General features: G+C 57.2%; 16 protein-coding genes. 11 read left to right on the top strand and 5 right to left on the bottom strand.

The features are described from left to right. Nucleotides 1-28: 28 nt before the first annotated feature. Entirely contained in the window at nt 29-964 is a 936-nt protein-coding gene (locus K1558_RS14370; RefSeq protein WP_238652275.1) for a metallophosphoesterase, read from the top strand. 66 nt (nt 965-1030) lie between these two features. Then, nucleotides 1031-1579, top strand: coding sequence for a GNAT family N-acetyltransferase (locus tag K1558_RS14365; protein ID WP_238652274.1), 549 nt, complete (start codon nt 1031-1033; stop codon nt 1577-1579). A gap of 718 nt (nt 1580-2297) precedes the next feature. Here K1558_RS14365 and K1558_RS14360 read toward each other — a convergent pair. Next, nucleotides 2298-2573 carry a hypothetical protein gene (locus tag K1558_RS14360; protein ID WP_238652273.1) on the bottom strand — a complete coding sequence of 92 codons (276 nt, stop codon included), beginning with the start codon at nt 2571-2573 and terminating at the stop codon, nt 2298-2300. A 123-nt stretch (nt 2574-2696) separates the two neighbouring features. Between K1558_RS14360 and K1558_RS14355 the strand changes: the two genes are divergently transcribed. Then, nucleotides 2697-2837 carry a hypothetical protein gene (locus K1558_RS14355; RefSeq protein WP_238652272.1) on the top strand — a complete coding sequence of 47 codons (141 nt, stop codon included), beginning with the start codon at nt 2697-2699 and terminating at the stop codon, nt 2835-2837. Between the two features lie 78 nt (nt 2838-2915). After that, the gene (locus tag K1558_RS14350; RefSeq protein WP_238652305.1) at nt 2916-3656 is read left to right on the top strand and encodes an NADPH-dependent oxidoreductase; all 741 of its coding nucleotides are present in this window, start codon (nt 2916-2918) and stop codon (nt 3654-3656) included. A gap of 120 nt (nt 3657-3776) precedes the next feature. Here the strand turns inward: K1558_RS14350 and K1558_RS14345 are convergent, their stop codons facing one another. Continuing rightward, nucleotides 3777-4586, bottom strand: a complete 810-nt coding sequence (locus K1558_RS14345; RefSeq protein WP_238652271.1) for a histidinol-phosphatase — start codon at nt 4584-4586, stop codon at nt 3777-3779. Nucleotides 4587-4630: 44 nt separating this feature from the next. Beyond that, nucleotides 4631-5533 (bottom strand): LysR family transcriptional regulator, encoded by a 903-nt coding sequence (locus K1558_RS14340; RefSeq protein WP_238652270.1) that lies wholly within the window; start codon nt 5531-5533, stop codon nt 4631-4633. 400 nt (nt 5534-5933) lie between these two features. Between K1558_RS14340 and K1558_RS14335 the strand changes: the two genes are divergently transcribed. From K1558_RS14335 to K1558_RS14315, 5 genes are all read left to right on the top strand, one after another. Next, the gene (locus K1558_RS14335; RefSeq protein ID WP_238652269.1) at nt 5934-6389 is read left to right on the top strand and encodes a chemotaxis protein CheX; all 456 of its coding nucleotides are present in this window, start codon (nt 5934-5936) and stop codon (nt 6387-6389) included. Between the two features lie 38 nt (nt 6390-6427). After that, nucleotides 6428-7204: an SDR family NAD(P)-dependent oxidoreductase gene (locus K1558_RS14330; protein WP_238652268.1), complete on the top strand. Its 777-nt coding sequence runs from the start codon at nt 6428-6430 to the stop codon at nt 7202-7204. A 129-nt stretch (nt 7205-7333) separates the two neighbouring features. Then, nucleotides 7334-8791: a DEAD/DEAH box helicase gene (locus K1558_RS14325; protein WP_238652267.1), complete on the top strand. Its 1458-nt coding sequence runs from the start codon at nt 7334-7336 to the stop codon at nt 8789-8791. Then, the gene (locus K1558_RS14320; RefSeq protein WP_238652266.1) at nt 8788-9534 is read left to right on the top strand and encodes an ABC transporter ATP-binding protein; all 747 of its coding nucleotides are present in this window, start codon (nt 8788-8790) and stop codon (nt 9532-9534) included. The genes K1558_RS14325 and K1558_RS14320 overlap by 4 nt, the downstream gene beginning before the upstream one ends. 1 nt (nt 9535) lies before the next feature. Then, nucleotides 9536-10756: an ABC transporter permease gene (locus K1558_RS14315; RefSeq protein ID WP_238652265.1), complete on the top strand. Its 1221-nt coding sequence runs from the start codon at nt 9536-9538 to the stop codon at nt 10754-10756. 160 nt (nt 10757-10916) lie between these two features. On the opposite strand, the gene K1558_RS14310 is transcribed toward K1558_RS14315, so the two are convergent. Next, a complete protein-coding gene (locus K1558_RS14310) occupies nt 10917-11027 on the bottom strand; it encodes a YjcZ family sporulation protein (RefSeq protein ID WP_238652264.1) in 111 nt (36 codons plus the stop codon). Between the two features lie 150 nt (nt 11028-11177). Next, the gene (locus tag K1558_RS14305; protein ID WP_238652263.1) at nt 11178-12479 is read right to left on the bottom strand and encodes an aminotransferase class I/II-fold pyridoxal phosphate-dependent enzyme; all 1302 of its coding nucleotides are present in this window, start codon (nt 12477-12479) and stop codon (nt 11178-11180) included. A gap of 263 nt (nt 12480-12742) precedes the next feature. Here K1558_RS14305 and K1558_RS14300 point away from each other — a divergent pair, with 263 nt between their 5' ends. Beyond that, entirely contained in the window at nt 12743-13528 is a 786-nt protein-coding gene (locus K1558_RS14300; protein ID WP_238652262.1) for a helix-turn-helix domain-containing protein, read from the top strand. Nucleotides 13529-14001: 473 nt separating this feature from the next. Beyond that, a complete protein-coding gene (gpmA, locus tag K1558_RS14295) occupies nt 14002-14751 on the top strand; it encodes a 2,3-diphosphoglycerate-dependent phosphoglycerate mutase (protein WP_238652261.1) in 750 nt (249 codons plus the stop codon). Nucleotides 14752-14865: the final 114 nt, after the last annotated feature.

The following is a 14865-nucleotide window of genomic DNA, read 5'->3' as shown; positions in this document are numbered from 1 at the left end:
AATTCAAGACAGAGAGGAGAATCTCCTGATGAGCAAACCATCGTTCGGAGGCTCTCCGGGCAAGACGATACCCGCTGCTGCGGAAGGCGGAGGACAGGTCCCGCCGCAGCCGGAAGAACCGGGAAGGCGCACCATGACGCGCCGCCAGTTCCTGGCCCGCGGGCTGGGGACGCTGGCCGGTGCGGCTCTGCTGACCGGCGGCTATGCCTGGCAGGGAGAGCCGAACTGGTTAGAGGTGAACCGCTTGGAGCTGCCGCTGAAGGAGCTGCCTTCGGCTTTTGCCGGAACCCGGCTGGTTCATTTCAGCGATGTGCACCTAGGGTTCAATAAGGATGCCCGCGATGTGGCCCGGCTGGTGAAGAATATCCGGGAAGAGCAGCCGGACCTGATCTGCTTCACAGGGGATATCGTGGACAGCTATGCTGAGGACCTGACCGATTCGGTATCTATACTGGCTGAACTGGAGGCCCCGCTTGGGAAGTACGCCATCCTCGGCAATCATGATTACAAGAATACAGAGCTGCTGACCAAGCTGCTGAAGGAAGCCGGATTCCGGGTGCTGCGCAACCAGGCCTACCTGATCCGGCAGGGTGGCGCAGTAATGGCGGTAGCCGGACTGGATGATATGCTGCACGGCAAGCCGGACCCGGAGGCGGCAGTCAAGGATATTCCGGACGGCACGTTCACGGTGCTGCTGATGCATGAGCCGGATTACGCTGATATTGCCGAGGCATATCCGTTCCACCTGCAGCTCTCGGGACACAGCCACGGCGGACAGATCCGCCTGCCGCTGGCCGGAGCCCCGTTCACGCCTTACGGGTCGCGCAAATACATAGACGGCCTGTATTATACAGAGAATACAGGGATGCCGGTGTATGTGAACCGGGGCTTCGGCGAGACGATGATGCCGCTGCGCTTCCTGTGCCGCCCGGAGCTTACCGTCTTCACGTTGCGCCGGGCGTAGTGGACGCTGGAGGGTCAGGCTCCGGCTCCGGGGAGTGGCCTAACAAGAGCGGAAGAAGGAGAGCTCATGAGCACGTATGAGATGATTATGGGCATGGCGCTGCAAGGCCAGGCCGTTGAACTGAAGACCATGGCGCCCGCTGACGGGGCAATGCTGAAGTCGCTGCTCTCCCACCCGGAGGTGCAGCCGCATATCCAACTCCGCCAAGGATCCTCTTCACAGCAGGGGGTACTGGATAAGCTGGTGAAGCGGATGCTGCACGGCTATGATCCCTCTGCGCTTCACGCCGGAATCTATATCAAGGGACAGCCGGAGCTGATCGGGTCGGTCTCGCTGCAGAACTGGAGCCGCCATGAGGGCAAGGCGGTGCTAGGCTACATGCTTAGTCCGCAATGGTGGGGCCGCGGCTATGCGACAGAGGCGCTCAGGCTGCTGCTGGACTACAGCTTCCGTGAGCTTGGACTCCGGCAGGTGGAGGGACGCTGCCGGGGAGACAATCTCCGCTCCGCCCGGGTGATGCTCAAGAATGGGCTGACCCTGGAGCGGACACTGCCGATGGCGGACGGCTCGGGCGATGTAATGAAGATCTACACACTTGTTACACAATTGAAATAAAGCCGTTATCAAACTCTAACAGTCAGCGGTTAAACTAAGTACATGACCCCCTTTTGAAAATATAACTGCTGCTCGGACCCGATGCTTCGGGTCCATTTTTTTGTGCGGTTTTATTGAGGCGTGGGTGGAAGTGGGCGGAAAGTGGGATGGGAGGGCGCATGAAAGGGAGAAATCCCTCTGGTGCAGCTGGAAGTGGGCTGTGAGGGGAAATGAAAGGGATAAATCCCTCTGGTGCGGCTGAAAGTGGGCTGTGAGGGGAAATGAAAGGGATAAATCCCTCTGGTGCGGCTGGAAGTGGGCTGAGAGGTGGAATGAAAGGGATAAATCCCTCTGGTGCGGCTGAAAGTGGGCTGAGAGGTGGAATGAAAGGGATAAATCCTTTTGGTACGGCTGTGAGTAGCTGTAGGAGAACCATGAATTTACGGGGCGTGGGCGAATTGAGCGGATGAGGAGCACTAGTACACCTGAATTCGTGGATAGCGGGTGGAATGAGCGAATAAGGAGCATTAGTGCACCTGAATTCGTGGATAGCGGGCGGAATGAGCGAATGAAGAGCACTAGTGCACCTGAATTCGTGGATAGCGGGTGGAACGGGCAAATGAAGAGCACTAGTGCACCTGAATTCGTAGTTAGTGGGCGGAATGAGCGAATGAGGAGCACTAGTGCACCTGAATTTGTCTGTCTGGCTATGTCACGTCTTGTTTAATTAACGTTACATTCATGTATCCTTTTTCTTTACGATAAGTTTTATTAATTTCACCACATCATCTTCAAAGCAGCCCCAAAGTAATAAAATGATACCGCAAATAATCATCACTATAGAACTATAAAACGTGGTTGTTCCACCCACTTCATTCAAAGCTGTTGCGAATCGTCCAGGAGGAGTTGTCCAACCTCCTAAAGTGGACGAATGACGTGCGGCCTCAATATATACTCCTAAGTATAAGATTATTCCAGAGAATAATAGAATGCTTCCGGCAATGATCTTTTTCAATTATGAATTCATCTCCCTTGAATTAACTTTGTCCTCATATCATTTATCTTACCACATATTGTAACTAACCTTTTGCTTAGACCACGATATTTGATTTATTGCTACTTTCTGTGGGCGGAGCGGGTGAAGAGCATTAGTGCACCTGAATTCGTGGATAATGGGCGGATCGAGCGGATGAGGAGCATTAGTGCACCTGAATTCGAGGTTAATGGGCGGAACGAACGGGCGAATGAGGAGCATTCCATTGTACGCTGGCGGTCCTGACGGGAATTGGGCTATGATAGTGTACATGGTACATTGGAACAGTATGTAAATTGGGGAGGGTATGAGCTCTTGAATGATGTGATTAGATTACTTAAGAACCACCGCTCTTACCGGCACTATTCTGCCCAGGCGGTGGAGCCGGAGAAGCTGAGGCTGATTATGGAAGCGGCCCAGGCAGCGCCATCCTGGGTGAACGGCCAGCAGGTATCGGTTATTGCTGTACGGAGTGAAGAACGCAGGCAGCAGCTGTCGGTGCTGAGCGGCAACCAGAAGCATGTGGCGGAAGCGCCGGTCTTCCTGGTCTTCTGCATGGACTTCCACCGGGCGAAGCTGGCGGCCGAGCTGGAGGGGCAGCCGTTTGAGACGGCTGAGGATGTGGATGCCCTGCTGGTCGGCGCGGCCGATGTCGGCATCGCCTTGGCGAATGCGGTGGCAGCCGCGGAATCGCTGGGGCTGGGCATTATCCCGATTGGCGGCGTCCGCCGCAATACCGCTGAAGTGATCAAGCTGCTGCAATTGCCGCAGTATGTTTTCCCGGTGGTAGGCCTCTGTATCGGCTATCCGGCGGAGGAGCAGCCGCAGCGGCCGCGCCTGCCTATGGCCGCTGTCTGCCACGAAGAGATCTATAACCCGGATCAGTTAGGCCTGATCGAAGAATACAACGTGGTCCACCGCGAATCGCTGAAGGCGCAGGGACTGACGGAGCGGGACTGGAGCAGCATGATCGCCCGCTTCTATGCCCTGAATCCGCAGTACGGGGATGCCCAGCGGACGCTGAAGCAGCAGGGCTTCACCTGCAGGAATCTGAATCAGCAATAAGCAGAGTTGTACAACATAAAAGCACCGCAGCAGCAGGCAGCGTGACAGGGGATAGTCACGTCTGTACCTGATAGCGCGGTGCTTTTTAATGCGGGGAATTCCAGCTAAGTCTAACAACGTCTACAGCGCAACCGTAACCTTCTGCCGCTGCTTGTAATAGACCCAATGTCTGAAGCCAATCTCCTTCAGCCGGGCCGCCACCTGATTGCGCTGGTCAGCCACACGGGCAGGCAAATGCGCATCGGAGCCGAAGGTAACCTCTACACCGAAATGCAGCGCCCGCTCCAGAATCTCGTCTGACGGATACCAGCCGCCGCACAGCTTGGTGCCGCCGGAGGTATTGATCTCAATCGCCGTTCCGCACTCGCCTATGACGCGCAGGGCTTCGTCAATCTCCCTGGGTGCAAGTATCTCCGAGAACGGCGGATAGTTGCCTTTCATCGCGTCAATATGGCCGAGAATCTGGAAGATGCCGCTGCGCGCGGATTCGGCGATCAGCCGGTAATATTCGCTTTTGGATGCCAGCTTCTGCCCGTCCGTCAGTCCCTTCCAGCGGCCCTGATTGAAGATACTGACCTCTTCTACGTGATGCACCGAGCCGATAATATAATCGAACGGATATGCGGCATAGATCTGGCGGTACAGCTCCGCATGCTCCGGGAAATAGTCGGACTCCATGCCGAGCAGGACATCGATACGCCCCGCGTATTCCTTCTGCAGCGCCAGTACTTCCTCTACGTAATGAACCAGCTCAGACTTCGCCATGGCGATTCGCGGGAAAGCCTGCTCCTCCGGGCTGCCGAAGTAAGGCGAATGGTCAGAAATCCCGATGACATCCAGACCGGCGGATATGCCCGCTTCAATATAATCTCTGATATTGCCGTCCGCATGACCGCAGCGGAAATGATGGGTGTGCAGGTCGAAATTCATAAATAGAAACATCTCCTTAGGCCAAAATGGCGGATTAGGTACGTTTACTCTGAACCGATGAACTGGGTCTCGGGCATTCCCTTAAGATCGCTCAGAAACTGCCGCATCGCTGAATTGACGTATTTGCCGGATTTGGTAATGACTCCTACAGGGTGTGTCACCTCAAGCTCGATAATCGGGACGATCCGGAGGGTGCCGCTCCTGACCTCGGCCATCACCGACTGCTTGGAGATGACTGCGGCCCCGAGATCCAGCTCGACCATCCGCTTCACTTCCTCGCTGCTGGTCAGCTCCATGATGACCTGAGGGTGAATGCCGTGCTTGGCCAGCACCTCATCGACGAACTTGCGGCCGACGGTATCCGGCGAGAGCAGGATCAGCGGAATGCGTCCCAGGGCCTCAATCCCGGCCGATTTGACCTGGGCCAGCGGATGGCGGGGCGAGACAACCAGTTCAAAAGTATCATAATACAGCACAGAGGTGGTCATCCCGGGATTGCGCCCGATCAGGTAACCGATGCCGACATCTACAATCCCGTTCTCGACCTGCTGATAGATCTGGGAGGAGGACATGGACGAGATCGAGGTTTTGATATGGGGGAACTGGTCCTGGAAATAAGAGAGCACCCGCGGTAGGATCTGGATGGCGATGGAGGTTGTGGTGCCGAGAATAATATGCCCTTGGGGATTCTCTTCGAGATCGGCAAGGCGCTGCTTAAGCTCGTCCACAATTCCGACAATTTGCTCTGCATGGGCGAGGAAGACCTTGCCCCTGTCCGTCAGCGTCACCGGCTGGTTCCGGTCAACGAGCTGGGTTTTGAATTCTTCCTCCAGGCTTTTGATCTGCGCCGAGACCGCCGGCTGGGTCAGGTTGAGCAGTTCGCCCGCTTTGCGGAAGCTCATGGTTTTGGAGATGGTAATCAGTGTTTCGAGCTGGCTGATGTTCATGGACTTGCCCCCTTATGGCACCGGAATCGTGCCGCCGAATAGTTGTACATACAGGGAAAGCCGCTGCTTTCCGGAAGGTGGATACGCTTAAGGCATGGTTCCTGTCACAAGAGTCTGCAGGCTGCCGGTTCCGGCAAAATACACAGGAGATGTGCTGCTGATGGCTGACTCGGAGGGTTAAGGCTGGTGCAGGCGTATCCGCTCGGGTGTCGTCATTTTATTAAATTATAGGAGATTACTCCCGGGAGGGCAATGTTGCGGTCTCAACTAACTTCAGAATTCATTCGACAAGACCATTAATTTTTGGTGAATAATACCGATATATGAAGTATAATAAATCATTATTGCTTAGGACTTTTGGTATATGACCAAAGACTGGTCGAGGGGGGACAGCACTTTCATGAAAGCAGAAGTCATTAATCCGTTTCTAGAGTCTGCACGAACCGTAATTGAGCAGGTAATCCAGGTCTCGCCATCCACCGGTATGCTGGGGATCAAGGACATCGAACTGATCGATAATCATATATGGATTCAAGTGGGAATGACAGGTCAGCTCAGCGGGGATATTATCTTCGGTATTGCTGAACAGGTGGCGCTGAAGATCGTATCGGCGATGATGGGCGGTTATGTGATTACAGAGATGGATGAGATGGGGCAGAGTGCCATCTCCGAGCTGGGCAATATGATCAGCGGTAATGCCAGTACTATTCTCTCCAATCAGGGAGTAGCGGTAGACATTACTCCGCCGCGGCTGATGAAGTCGGATGGGATGTCCGTCCTGCCGCGCAAGGCGCTGAGCATCCCGCTGATGATGGAAGGCATTGGAGAGCTTGATATTCAGGTGATGATCTCTTAGAATGTCCTTTTAAGCGGAAACCGGGAGCTGAAGATTCGATGAAGTTGCAGGGCAAGATTGTGGTGATTACGGGCGCTTCCAGCGGAATCGGCGCGATTACGGCACAGATGCTGAGTGAGCGCGGGGCTGTTCCTGTGCTGCTGGCCCGTTCGGAGGACAAGCTCCGGGCGCTTGCCGCAGAGCTGAAGGGCGAATCCGGGTGGTTCGTCTGTGATGTGACCGATGAGGCCGAGGTTAACCGGACCATGGAAGCGGTGCTGGACCGGTACGGGCGGATTGACATTCTGCTGAATAATGCGGGTTATGGCAAGTTTGCTGCTTTTACCGAGATGGAGCCTGGTGAATTCGCTGCCATGATGGATGTGAACTATATGGGGATCGTCCGCTGCACCAAGGCTGTTGTGCCGCATATGCTGGCGCGCGGCAGCGGCCAGATTGTGAATGTGGCCTCAATGGCCGGCAAGATCGGCACAGCCCGCTCGGTTGCCTATACCGCGACCAAGCATGCGGTGCTCGGCTTCACCAATGCGCTCCGCCAGGAGCTGCGCAAGAGCGGGATTACCGTCTCTGCGGTGAATCCCGGACCGATCGCTACGGACTTCTTCAAGACCGCCGACCCTTCCGGCAATTATGAGCGGAGCGTCAGCCGGATCATGATGACTCCGGAGCATGTGTCCGCCAAGATGGTGAAGCTGATGGAGAAGGGCAGGGAGGAAGTGGATCTTCCCGGTCTGGCGGGCTTCGGCATCCGTCTCTATAACCTGTTCCCCCGGCTGGCGGATAAGCTGACGTACAACATGATGAACCGAAAATGACGCTCCGGCCACTCAAGCAACCGTTTGTTCCCCGGCCGGGACGGGAATGTATGGCCTTCCATTTGGTGGAGAGGCCTTTTTGGCATATAATGAACATATTATATTAAGTGTAAAGGATGAAACCCTATTATGAATAAAGCTTCTTTTGCGGCGATCGGCATCCAGGAGGACCTTGCGGCCCGGTTGGCTGAATTCGGCATTACTGAACCATCCCCTGTACAGGAGCAGACGATTCCGCTTCTGCTGGAAGGAAGAGATGTTCTGGCCGCATCCCAGACCGGCACAGGCAAGACGCTGGCTTACCTGCTGCCGCTGCTGCAAGGGATTAACCCGGACCAGCGCTCCCTCCAGAAGCTGGTGCTGGCCCCGACCCAGGAGCTGGCCATGCAGATTCTCCGCGAGGCCGAGCGCTACGGGGCGCACCGCGGCATCCGGGCGATGGGTCTGATCGGCGGGGCGGCGATCAAGCGCCAGATTGACAAGCTGCGGGAGCATCCCCACCTGGTGGTAGGCACACCGGGACGCGTAAGGGAGCTGATCGGGCTGCGCAAGCTGAAGATGCATGAGGTGAGTACGATTGTGCTGGATGAGGCGGATCAGATGTTCCAGCTCAGCGGCGCCGGTGAAGTGACGAAGATCGTCAGCAGCGCGCTGCGCACCCGGCAGCTGGTCATGCTGTCAGCCACGATCGGACCTGAGACCCGGCTGCTGGCCAGCCGGGAGATGAAGAACCCGGCGGAGGTCGGCATCGATCCCGGCATGATGACGGCCCAGAGCCTGGAGCATCATTATGTAGTGTGCGAGGAACGGAACAAGATCGACATGCTGCGCCGGGTTCTCCGCCACTACAAGCCGGAGCGGGCGATTGTTTTCGTCAACGCCACCGAGACGATCGCCGAGGTAACAGCCAAGCTGAACCATCTGGGGCTGAGTGCTGCAGCACTGTACGGCGATGCCGACAAGGTGACGCGTGCAAGTGTGCTGGCCCGCTTCCGGGACGGCAAGTTCAAGGTGCTGGTCGCCAGCGATGTGGCGGCGCGCGGTCTGGATATTGAGAATCTGACGCTGGTCGTCAGCTTCGACCCGGCCTTCGACTCCGAGCACTATGTCCACCGTGCCGGACGGACCGGGCGCATGGGCAAACGTGGGCTGTCCGTAACGATCGTTACGGAGCAGCAGACGTTCATCATGCGCAAATTCGCCCGCGAGCTGGATATCCAGCTGGACGAGCGGGAGATGGCCTTCGGCCAGGCGCTGGCCCAGGGCGGGCGCGACGGGCTTAAGGGCGGCGGCTTCACTGCGCCGCGCTCCGGCAAGCCGCAGGCGCGGATCTCGGCGGCTGGTACAGCCGCCGGAGGCGCCGAAGGCTTGCCGGCCGGGCAGCCGGGCACAGCGGCTGCCAGCAGTGAGGGGCCGGTGCGGCGCGAGCAGCACCGGCCGGGACAGGCCGCCGGCGCGCCGCGCGCGGCGGGAGGGCCCGGGCGCGGGGGCAAGGCCCGCAGCCAGGCGGAGCGGGATAGAGACCGCAAGAATAAGGGAGCCCCGAAATGGCTCAAGAATAAGACCCCGAGAGGTGACGGTCAATGAGTACTGCTCCTGTATTGGAGATTACGGGCCTCAGCGGAGGCTACAGCCTGAACAAGCCGGTGCTGCATGACATCGGCCTGCAGGTACAGCCCGGTGAGATGGTCGGGCTGATCGGACTGAACGGCGCGGGCAAGAGCACGACAATGAAGCATATCCTGGGGCTGATGTCCCCGCACAAAGGCGAGATTACTGTACAGGGCAAGACGCGCAGCAGTGATCCCGAGAGCTATCACAGCGCGTTGTCTTTTGTACCGGAATCGCCCCTGCTCTATGAGGAAATGACAGTCCGTGAGCATGTGGAATTCACCGCCAGAGCCTACGGTGTGGACCGCAGCGATTATGAATCGCGCACCGGCCAGCTGGCGGCACTCTTCAATATGGAGGACAAGATGGATACCTTGTCCTCTCACCTGTCCAAGGGCATGAAGCAGAAGGTTATGATTATGTGTGCTTTTGTAGCGCGTCCGGCCCTGTATGTAATCGATGAGCCGTTCCTCGGTCTGGACCCGCTGGGCATCCGCTCGCTGCTGGATTTCATGCTGGAGCTGAAGCGCTCCGGGGCGTCGATTCTGCTCAGCTCGCATATCCTCTCCACGATTGAGAACTATTGCGACCGGTTCATTGTGCTGCACCGCGGGCAGGTCATTGCAGAGGGTACACTTGCCGAGATGACCGCGAAGGCCGGGCGGCAGGGCCTGAATCTGGAGCAGCTGTTCTACGAGCTGGTGCAGGGAGGGAAATGATATGGATTTGAAGGAGCTGCGGCGGCAGCGGCGCAGCCGGTTCACAGGCAGTCTGATTCCTTATGCCGGATATATCATTCAGAGCGGAGTAGCCATGGTGTTCCTGCTGGTGCTGATCATGTTCTCCGCCTGGTACACGGCGCTGCTGCGCGACATTCCGGCCGGCCTGCCCATCCGCTGGATTATGTTTGTTCTGCTGGTGCCTGCGGCGGTACACAGCAGCTTCCGGACGTATCTGCAGACCCCGGATACGATCTTCCTGCTGCCGCAGGGCCACCGGATGAGGGAGTACTTCGCTCCATCCTGGGTTAGCGGCAATGTGTGGAAGATTCTGCGTCTGGCTTTTGTCCTCATTACGTTATGGCCGCTGTACATACGCACTGATGTGTCCCCGAAGAATCTGCTGGCCACCCTGCTGGTGCTGATTCTGGTCAAGCTGCTTGCCAGCTATGGGCTATGGCGGGAGACGGCGATGCTCTCCCGGCCGGCTGCGGCAGGGTATACGCTGCTGCGTTGGGCGGTGGGCGGTCTGATGGTCTTCGCCTGGTTCTGGCAGCCGTCCATCCGGGCCGTGATCTTCATTCTGATTCTGGGCGCCGCCTATGCGGCGGCGCTGGCCGTACCCGGCCGCCATGCCGTGGCCTGGGAACGACTGATTACGATGGAGAAGAATCAAGGCACCCGGGCGCTGATGGTCCTCGGCTGGTTCGTCGATATTCCCGGGCGCGAGCAGCGGGTATACGCCCGGCGTTACCTGTCGAAGTGGGGCAGCGGTATCCATTGGACGCGGGGCACGGCCTACCGGTTCCTCCTGACCAAAAGCTTCGCCCGCGGCGACATCTTCGGCATTGTTCTGCGGATTGCCCTGCTGGACCTGTTCCTGGTCTGGATGACACAGGACAGCTATCTTGCCAGCGGCATTTATCTCGTCTTCCTCTTCCTGCTGGGCGTTCAGCTCACTGCGCTGCGCAAGCTGCACAGCGAATCGTTCTGGCTGACGGTCTACCCGCTGCCGGAAGGCAGCAAGGGCCGGGAGACGATCCGGCTGGTGTTCCGCTGTCATCTGGCGCTGGCCCTGCTGACCGGACTGCCTCTTCTGCTTCAGCTTGGTGAGCGGCTGCTGCCGGTCCTCGGAACCTTCGCCTGCGGGCTTCTGCTGGCGTATCTGTTCAGGGCCGCAGCGGTCCGCAAGGAAGCGCGCGCGGATGAGGATGATCTGTAGGCATATCACAAATGGCCTCACGCTCTGCTGCTGCAGAGACGTGAGGCCATTGTCATTCATTGTAAAGAGGAGTCCCTCTCTTCATATCCGGTGGAGCAGGGAATGCTATAACACGTAGAGCGGAGAGAGCGCGGGGCTCCCTCCCGGGGGTTATTCCCGATTAGACAAACAGTGAACGGCTGATGATAACCAGCAGGATGAAGAGAACCAGGATCGCACCTGTACTTGTGAAAGGACCGTATCCGTATCCGCCTCTAACTTCTTCGCTCATGTTCATTCCCCTTTCGCGTGTGAGTTGTTGTACTTGAGTACACCGTATTGTATGTGCGGAGGGAAGAACGTGTATAGGCCAATGCCGCAGCACCGCATAAAAAAATCAGCCCCCGTCCGGGAGCTGATGAAAACACATGTAAATTGCGAATCAGGCCTTCTCCAGGTCGCGGATGCCCGCATAGACCAGATCAAACAGATCCTCCAGCTGATCTTCCTCGATGCAGGAGAAGGCAATGCGCAGATCGCTGTCGCCGAGCGCGATGGTTCCCAGTCCGTAGGTGTGGATCAGGTGGAGCCGCAGCTCTTCCGCAGGCACGGTCAGCAGCTTCAGGCACATGAAATACCCGGAGTTGAACGGATAATAGGTCCATACGTCAGAGCCGTATTTGCCGCTGTCCAGCAGCGCCTTCACCTTGTTGGCCCGGCCCTTCATGATCTGGAACTTCTCTTCCTTCTGGGCGGCGAATTCCGGCGACTTCAGGGCGTCCAGCACGAAGGTCTGCGAAGGATGCGCTCCGCTGGAGATGGTGGCCCGGATAATACCGAGCGTCTTCTGCTCCAGCGCTGCCAGCAGCTCCTTATTCTCCGAGGCGTAGGTGATGAAGCCGACGCGGAAGCCCCAGACGAATTCCTCTTTGGTGGCTCCGTCAATCTTGACGGCCAGCACGCGCGGATGCAGGTTCGCCAGCTTGCCGAACAGTGATTCCTTCAGCGACTCCTCGAAAAAGAGTCCGAAATAAGCATCATCGCTCACCACCACCACATTGATGCCTTCCTCGGCGGCGCGCGCAATGGCGGCGACGATGGCTTCGCCTTCCTTGAGGCCCGGGGTATAGCCGGTCGGGTTGTTCGGGAAGTTCAGCAGCACAATCGCCTTGCCGCGCTCCTTCTGGGCCAGCAGGGCATCCAGCAGCCCCTCGCTGTTGAAGCTCATGTCTTCGGTGAACAGCGGGTAATTCACCGTCTCGGTCAGACGGCGGATGCCGAAGGTCAGCTCGTAGTTCTCCCAGTTTTTGTCCGGATAGATGACGGCGTCCCCTGGCTCTGCGAACAGATCGGCAACGATGCTCAGCCCGTGGGTCAGCGCGTTCGTGACCACCGGATTGCTGATCGACTTGCCTTCAAGCGACGGATTCTCGCGGATCATCTTCTCCCGCCAGACCGAGCGCAGCTCAGGCTTGCCCGCCGGAGGCGCGTAACCGTACAGGTCCTTGGGGCTGAACGCGGATAACTTATTCTGAATCACATCAAGATGCATCGGCATCCCGTGCTCGGTAGCAATCCCGATGGTCGCATTATACTTTTTGGCATGAGCCGCTGCTTCTGCGGATTGGCTCAAGATTCCCTCTTTGGGGAAATAGATCGCTTTGCCGAGACTAGAGAGCATATCGTACACATATTCATTGCCTGCCTTAATGCTGTCATTCAATTGTCCAGCCAGTGGATTCATCAGTTTCATCCTTCCGGTATTCTTCTGGGATAGATACGTTAACATTGCCTAACATTATAACATCGCCGATTGCCCCCGTCACGAAGAATGCTGTCTTTTCATAAATACTTTTGCAGAAGCCTGAACAGCGGCTGGTGTGAAGATGTACAAACAGGAAGCGGACAAGGTATTATAAAAAAGTAAGCGTACACTTTTACTGTGAATTTGCTGTACTGTTATTCTGAAGAAGCGGGCTATCCGCATTATGTTTAGGAGGGAATGATATGCTTCATGCATCGCCATCCTCTTTTGTCATCCTCCCGGCCCTGGCGAAGATTGTCTGTGAACCGGGCTGGAAGTGGCAAAAAAGAGAGAAGCCGCTGCAAAATTATGACTTGTTCTATGTCTGGAGCGGAGAGGGTACGGTTGTGCGTAACGGAGTGCCTTATCAGGTGGGAAAGGGAAGCTGCTTCCTGTTCCGGCCGGGGGATTACACCAGCGCAACACATAATCCGCAAAAACCGCTCGTCATTACATATATTCACTTCGATGTGACCGAGGAGGTCACCGAGCTTCCGGCCGCTTATCATGAGCTGGAGGAGACGGTGGAATTCGAGCACCTGCTGGCCCGTTACGTCCGTCTGTTCCTGGTGCAGACCTATGCTGCGGAGGAGGAGGGCCGGCTGATTCTGAAGCAGCTGATGATCCATCTGCTGCGGCAGGATCAGGTGGTGCCGGTGGAGCGCCATGTCAGCAACCAGCTCGCCGAGGTAATCCATGAGGTCGCGAACTATGTCAGCCAGCATCCCGGCGCGGCCCACCGGGTCGAGGACCTGGCCTCCCGGGCCGGGCTGTCCCCGCGCTACTTCTCGATCAAGTTCAAGGAGATTACCGGCTCCTCGGTCCAGTCCTATGTGATCCGCGCACGGATTGAACGGGCCCAGCACCTGCTGCTCTACGCGGGCATGAACGTCACAGAGGTGGCGGATGCGCTCGGCTACCGGGATATTTTCTTCTTCAGCCGCCAGTTCAAGCAGCACACCGGGAAGAGTCCGTCGGAGATCCGCTGAAGCGGGGGAGTTGTGCTGGGTGTGCTATAAGTGCTATGAGTGCCTGATGTGCCAATGTGTAGTGTGATGGGTGCTATGAGGGCTTAGATGTTTAACGTGCCATTGTGTGCTATGCGGACTGAGAGGACCTTATTTTGCGAAAAAAGCACTACTTCCGCCCGCTGCGGACTCAGGGGCCGTTATCTGGCGGATTGGGGCCGAAATGGAGGCGTGTGGGCCGGCTTAAGCGCATCTGAGTCCGCCTGAGTTGCGTGGTCTGGCTGTATCGCTGCAATAGCGGCTCTCCAGTCCGCAAACCGTCCAGCACAGCAGGGAATGGGCCCGCACAACGTGTTGAAATCCTGCCTGCCGGGGTATATACATAGGATTGGTGCAGCAGGCGGGCCTGAAGTTGAAGCGGACACCGCTCTGTGACACAATAGAGGGAAAGCACCGCGAAATGTACACTTATACACGGGAGAAGGAGAGAGCTTATGTACGAAATCGTTCTGATACGGCATGGAGAGAGTGAATATAACCGGCAGAATCTGTTTACGGGCTGGAGTGATCCCGATCTGACGGAGAAGGGCGTGGAGGAGGCCAAGAAAGCGGGCCGGCTGCTGAAGGAGAACGGATACACCTTCGATCTGGCGTTCGCCTCGGTGCTGAAGCGTTCGATCAAGACGCTGAACTATATCCTGGACGAGATGGACCTGCTGTGGATTCCGGTGCAGAAGTCGTGGAAGCTGAACGAGCGCCATTACGGGGCGCTGCAGGGCCTCAGCAAGAGCGAGACCGCGCTGAAATACGGTGAAGAGCAGCTTCATATCTGGCGGCGCAGCCTCTCGGTCCGGCCTCCGCAGCTGGAGTCGGATGACCCGCGTTATGCAAGGAATGATGTCCGTTACAAGGAAGTCCGGCCCGGCGACATTCCGCACGGGGAGAGCCTGGAGGACACCGTGCACCGGGTCGGCGACTTCTGGGCCAACCGGATTGTCCCGCTGATCCGCAAGAAGGAGCGGGTGCTGATCTCGGCGCACGGCAATACGCTGCGGGCGTTGATCAAGTACATGGAGGATATCGACGAGACCGCGCTGCTCGACCTCAACATCCCGACCGGCGTCCCGCTCGTCTACAAGCTCGATGACGATGTGAAGCCGCTCAGCCGCTTCTACCTCGGCGAACCCGAAGAGGTGCAGCAGAAGGCGCGTGAGGTGGCGAATCAGAGTAAGGTGACGGAGTAGCAGGAGCAGGTTTATGGTCAGTTATAGTGAATAGGAATAGTAGAGGGAGTGATTCGGCCGTTTCGGCAGGGAAGCTCCCTTTTTGTTTTGGTTGTATTAATTTTGTGGTTGAGA

Origin of the sequence: Paenibacillus piscarius, assembly GCF_022234545.1 — a bacterium.
Taxonomy (GTDB): Bacteria; Bacillota; Bacilli; order Paenibacillales; family Paenibacillaceae; genus Paenibacillus_AQ; species Paenibacillus_AQ piscarius.
Note: the sequence above shows the minus strand (reverse complement) of the source record. Positions and strands in the feature narration are given on the sequence as shown.

Bases quoted from the DNA above. Each gene is read 5' to 3' on its own strand.
- K1558_RS14310 (WP_238652264.1), bottom strand. From the start codon at position 11,027: ATGAGCGAAGAAGTTAGAGGCGGATACGGATACGGTCCTTTCACAAGT.
- K1558_RS14345 (WP_238652271.1), bottom strand. From the start codon at position 4,586: ATGAATTTCGACCTGCACACCCATCATTTCCGCTGCGGTCATGCGGAC.
- K1558_RS14365 (WP_238652274.1), top strand. From the start codon at position 1,031: ATGAGCACGTATGAGATGATTATGGGCATGGCGCTGCAAGGCCAGGCC.
- K1558_RS14300 (WP_238652262.1), top strand. From the start codon at position 12,743: ATGCTTCATGCATCGCCATCCTCTTTTGTCATCCTCCCGGCCCTGGCG.
- K1558_RS14325 (WP_238652267.1), top strand. From the start codon at position 7,334: ATGAATAAAGCTTCTTTTGCGGCGATCGGCATCCAGGAGGACCTTGCG.
- K1558_RS14320 (WP_238652266.1), top strand. From the start codon at position 8,788: ATGAGTACTGCTCCTGTATTGGAGATTACGGGCCTCAGCGGAGGCTAC.
- K1558_RS14335 (WP_238652269.1), top strand. From the start codon at position 5,934: ATGAAAGCAGAAGTCATTAATCCGTTTCTAGAGTCTGCACGAACCGTA.
- gpmA (WP_238652261.1), top strand. From the start codon at position 14,002: ATGTACGAAATCGTTCTGATACGGCATGGAGAGAGTGAATATAACCGG.
- K1558_RS14305 (WP_238652263.1), bottom strand. From the start codon at position 12,479: ATGAATCCACTGGCTGGACAATTGAATGACAGCATTAAGGCAGGCAAT.
- K1558_RS14315 (WP_238652265.1), top strand. From the start codon at position 9,536: ATGGATTTGAAGGAGCTGCGGCGGCAGCGGCGCAGCCGGTTCACAGGC.
- K1558_RS14340 (WP_238652270.1), bottom strand. From the start codon at position 5,533: ATGAACATCAGCCAGCTCGAAACACTGATTACCATCTCCAAAACCATG.
- K1558_RS14370 (WP_238652275.1), top strand. From the start codon at position 29: ATGAGCAAACCATCGTTCGGAGGCTCTCCGGGCAAGACGATACCCGCT.
- K1558_RS14330 (WP_238652268.1), top strand. From the start codon at position 6,428: ATGAAGTTGCAGGGCAAGATTGTGGTGATTACGGGCGCTTCCAGCGGA.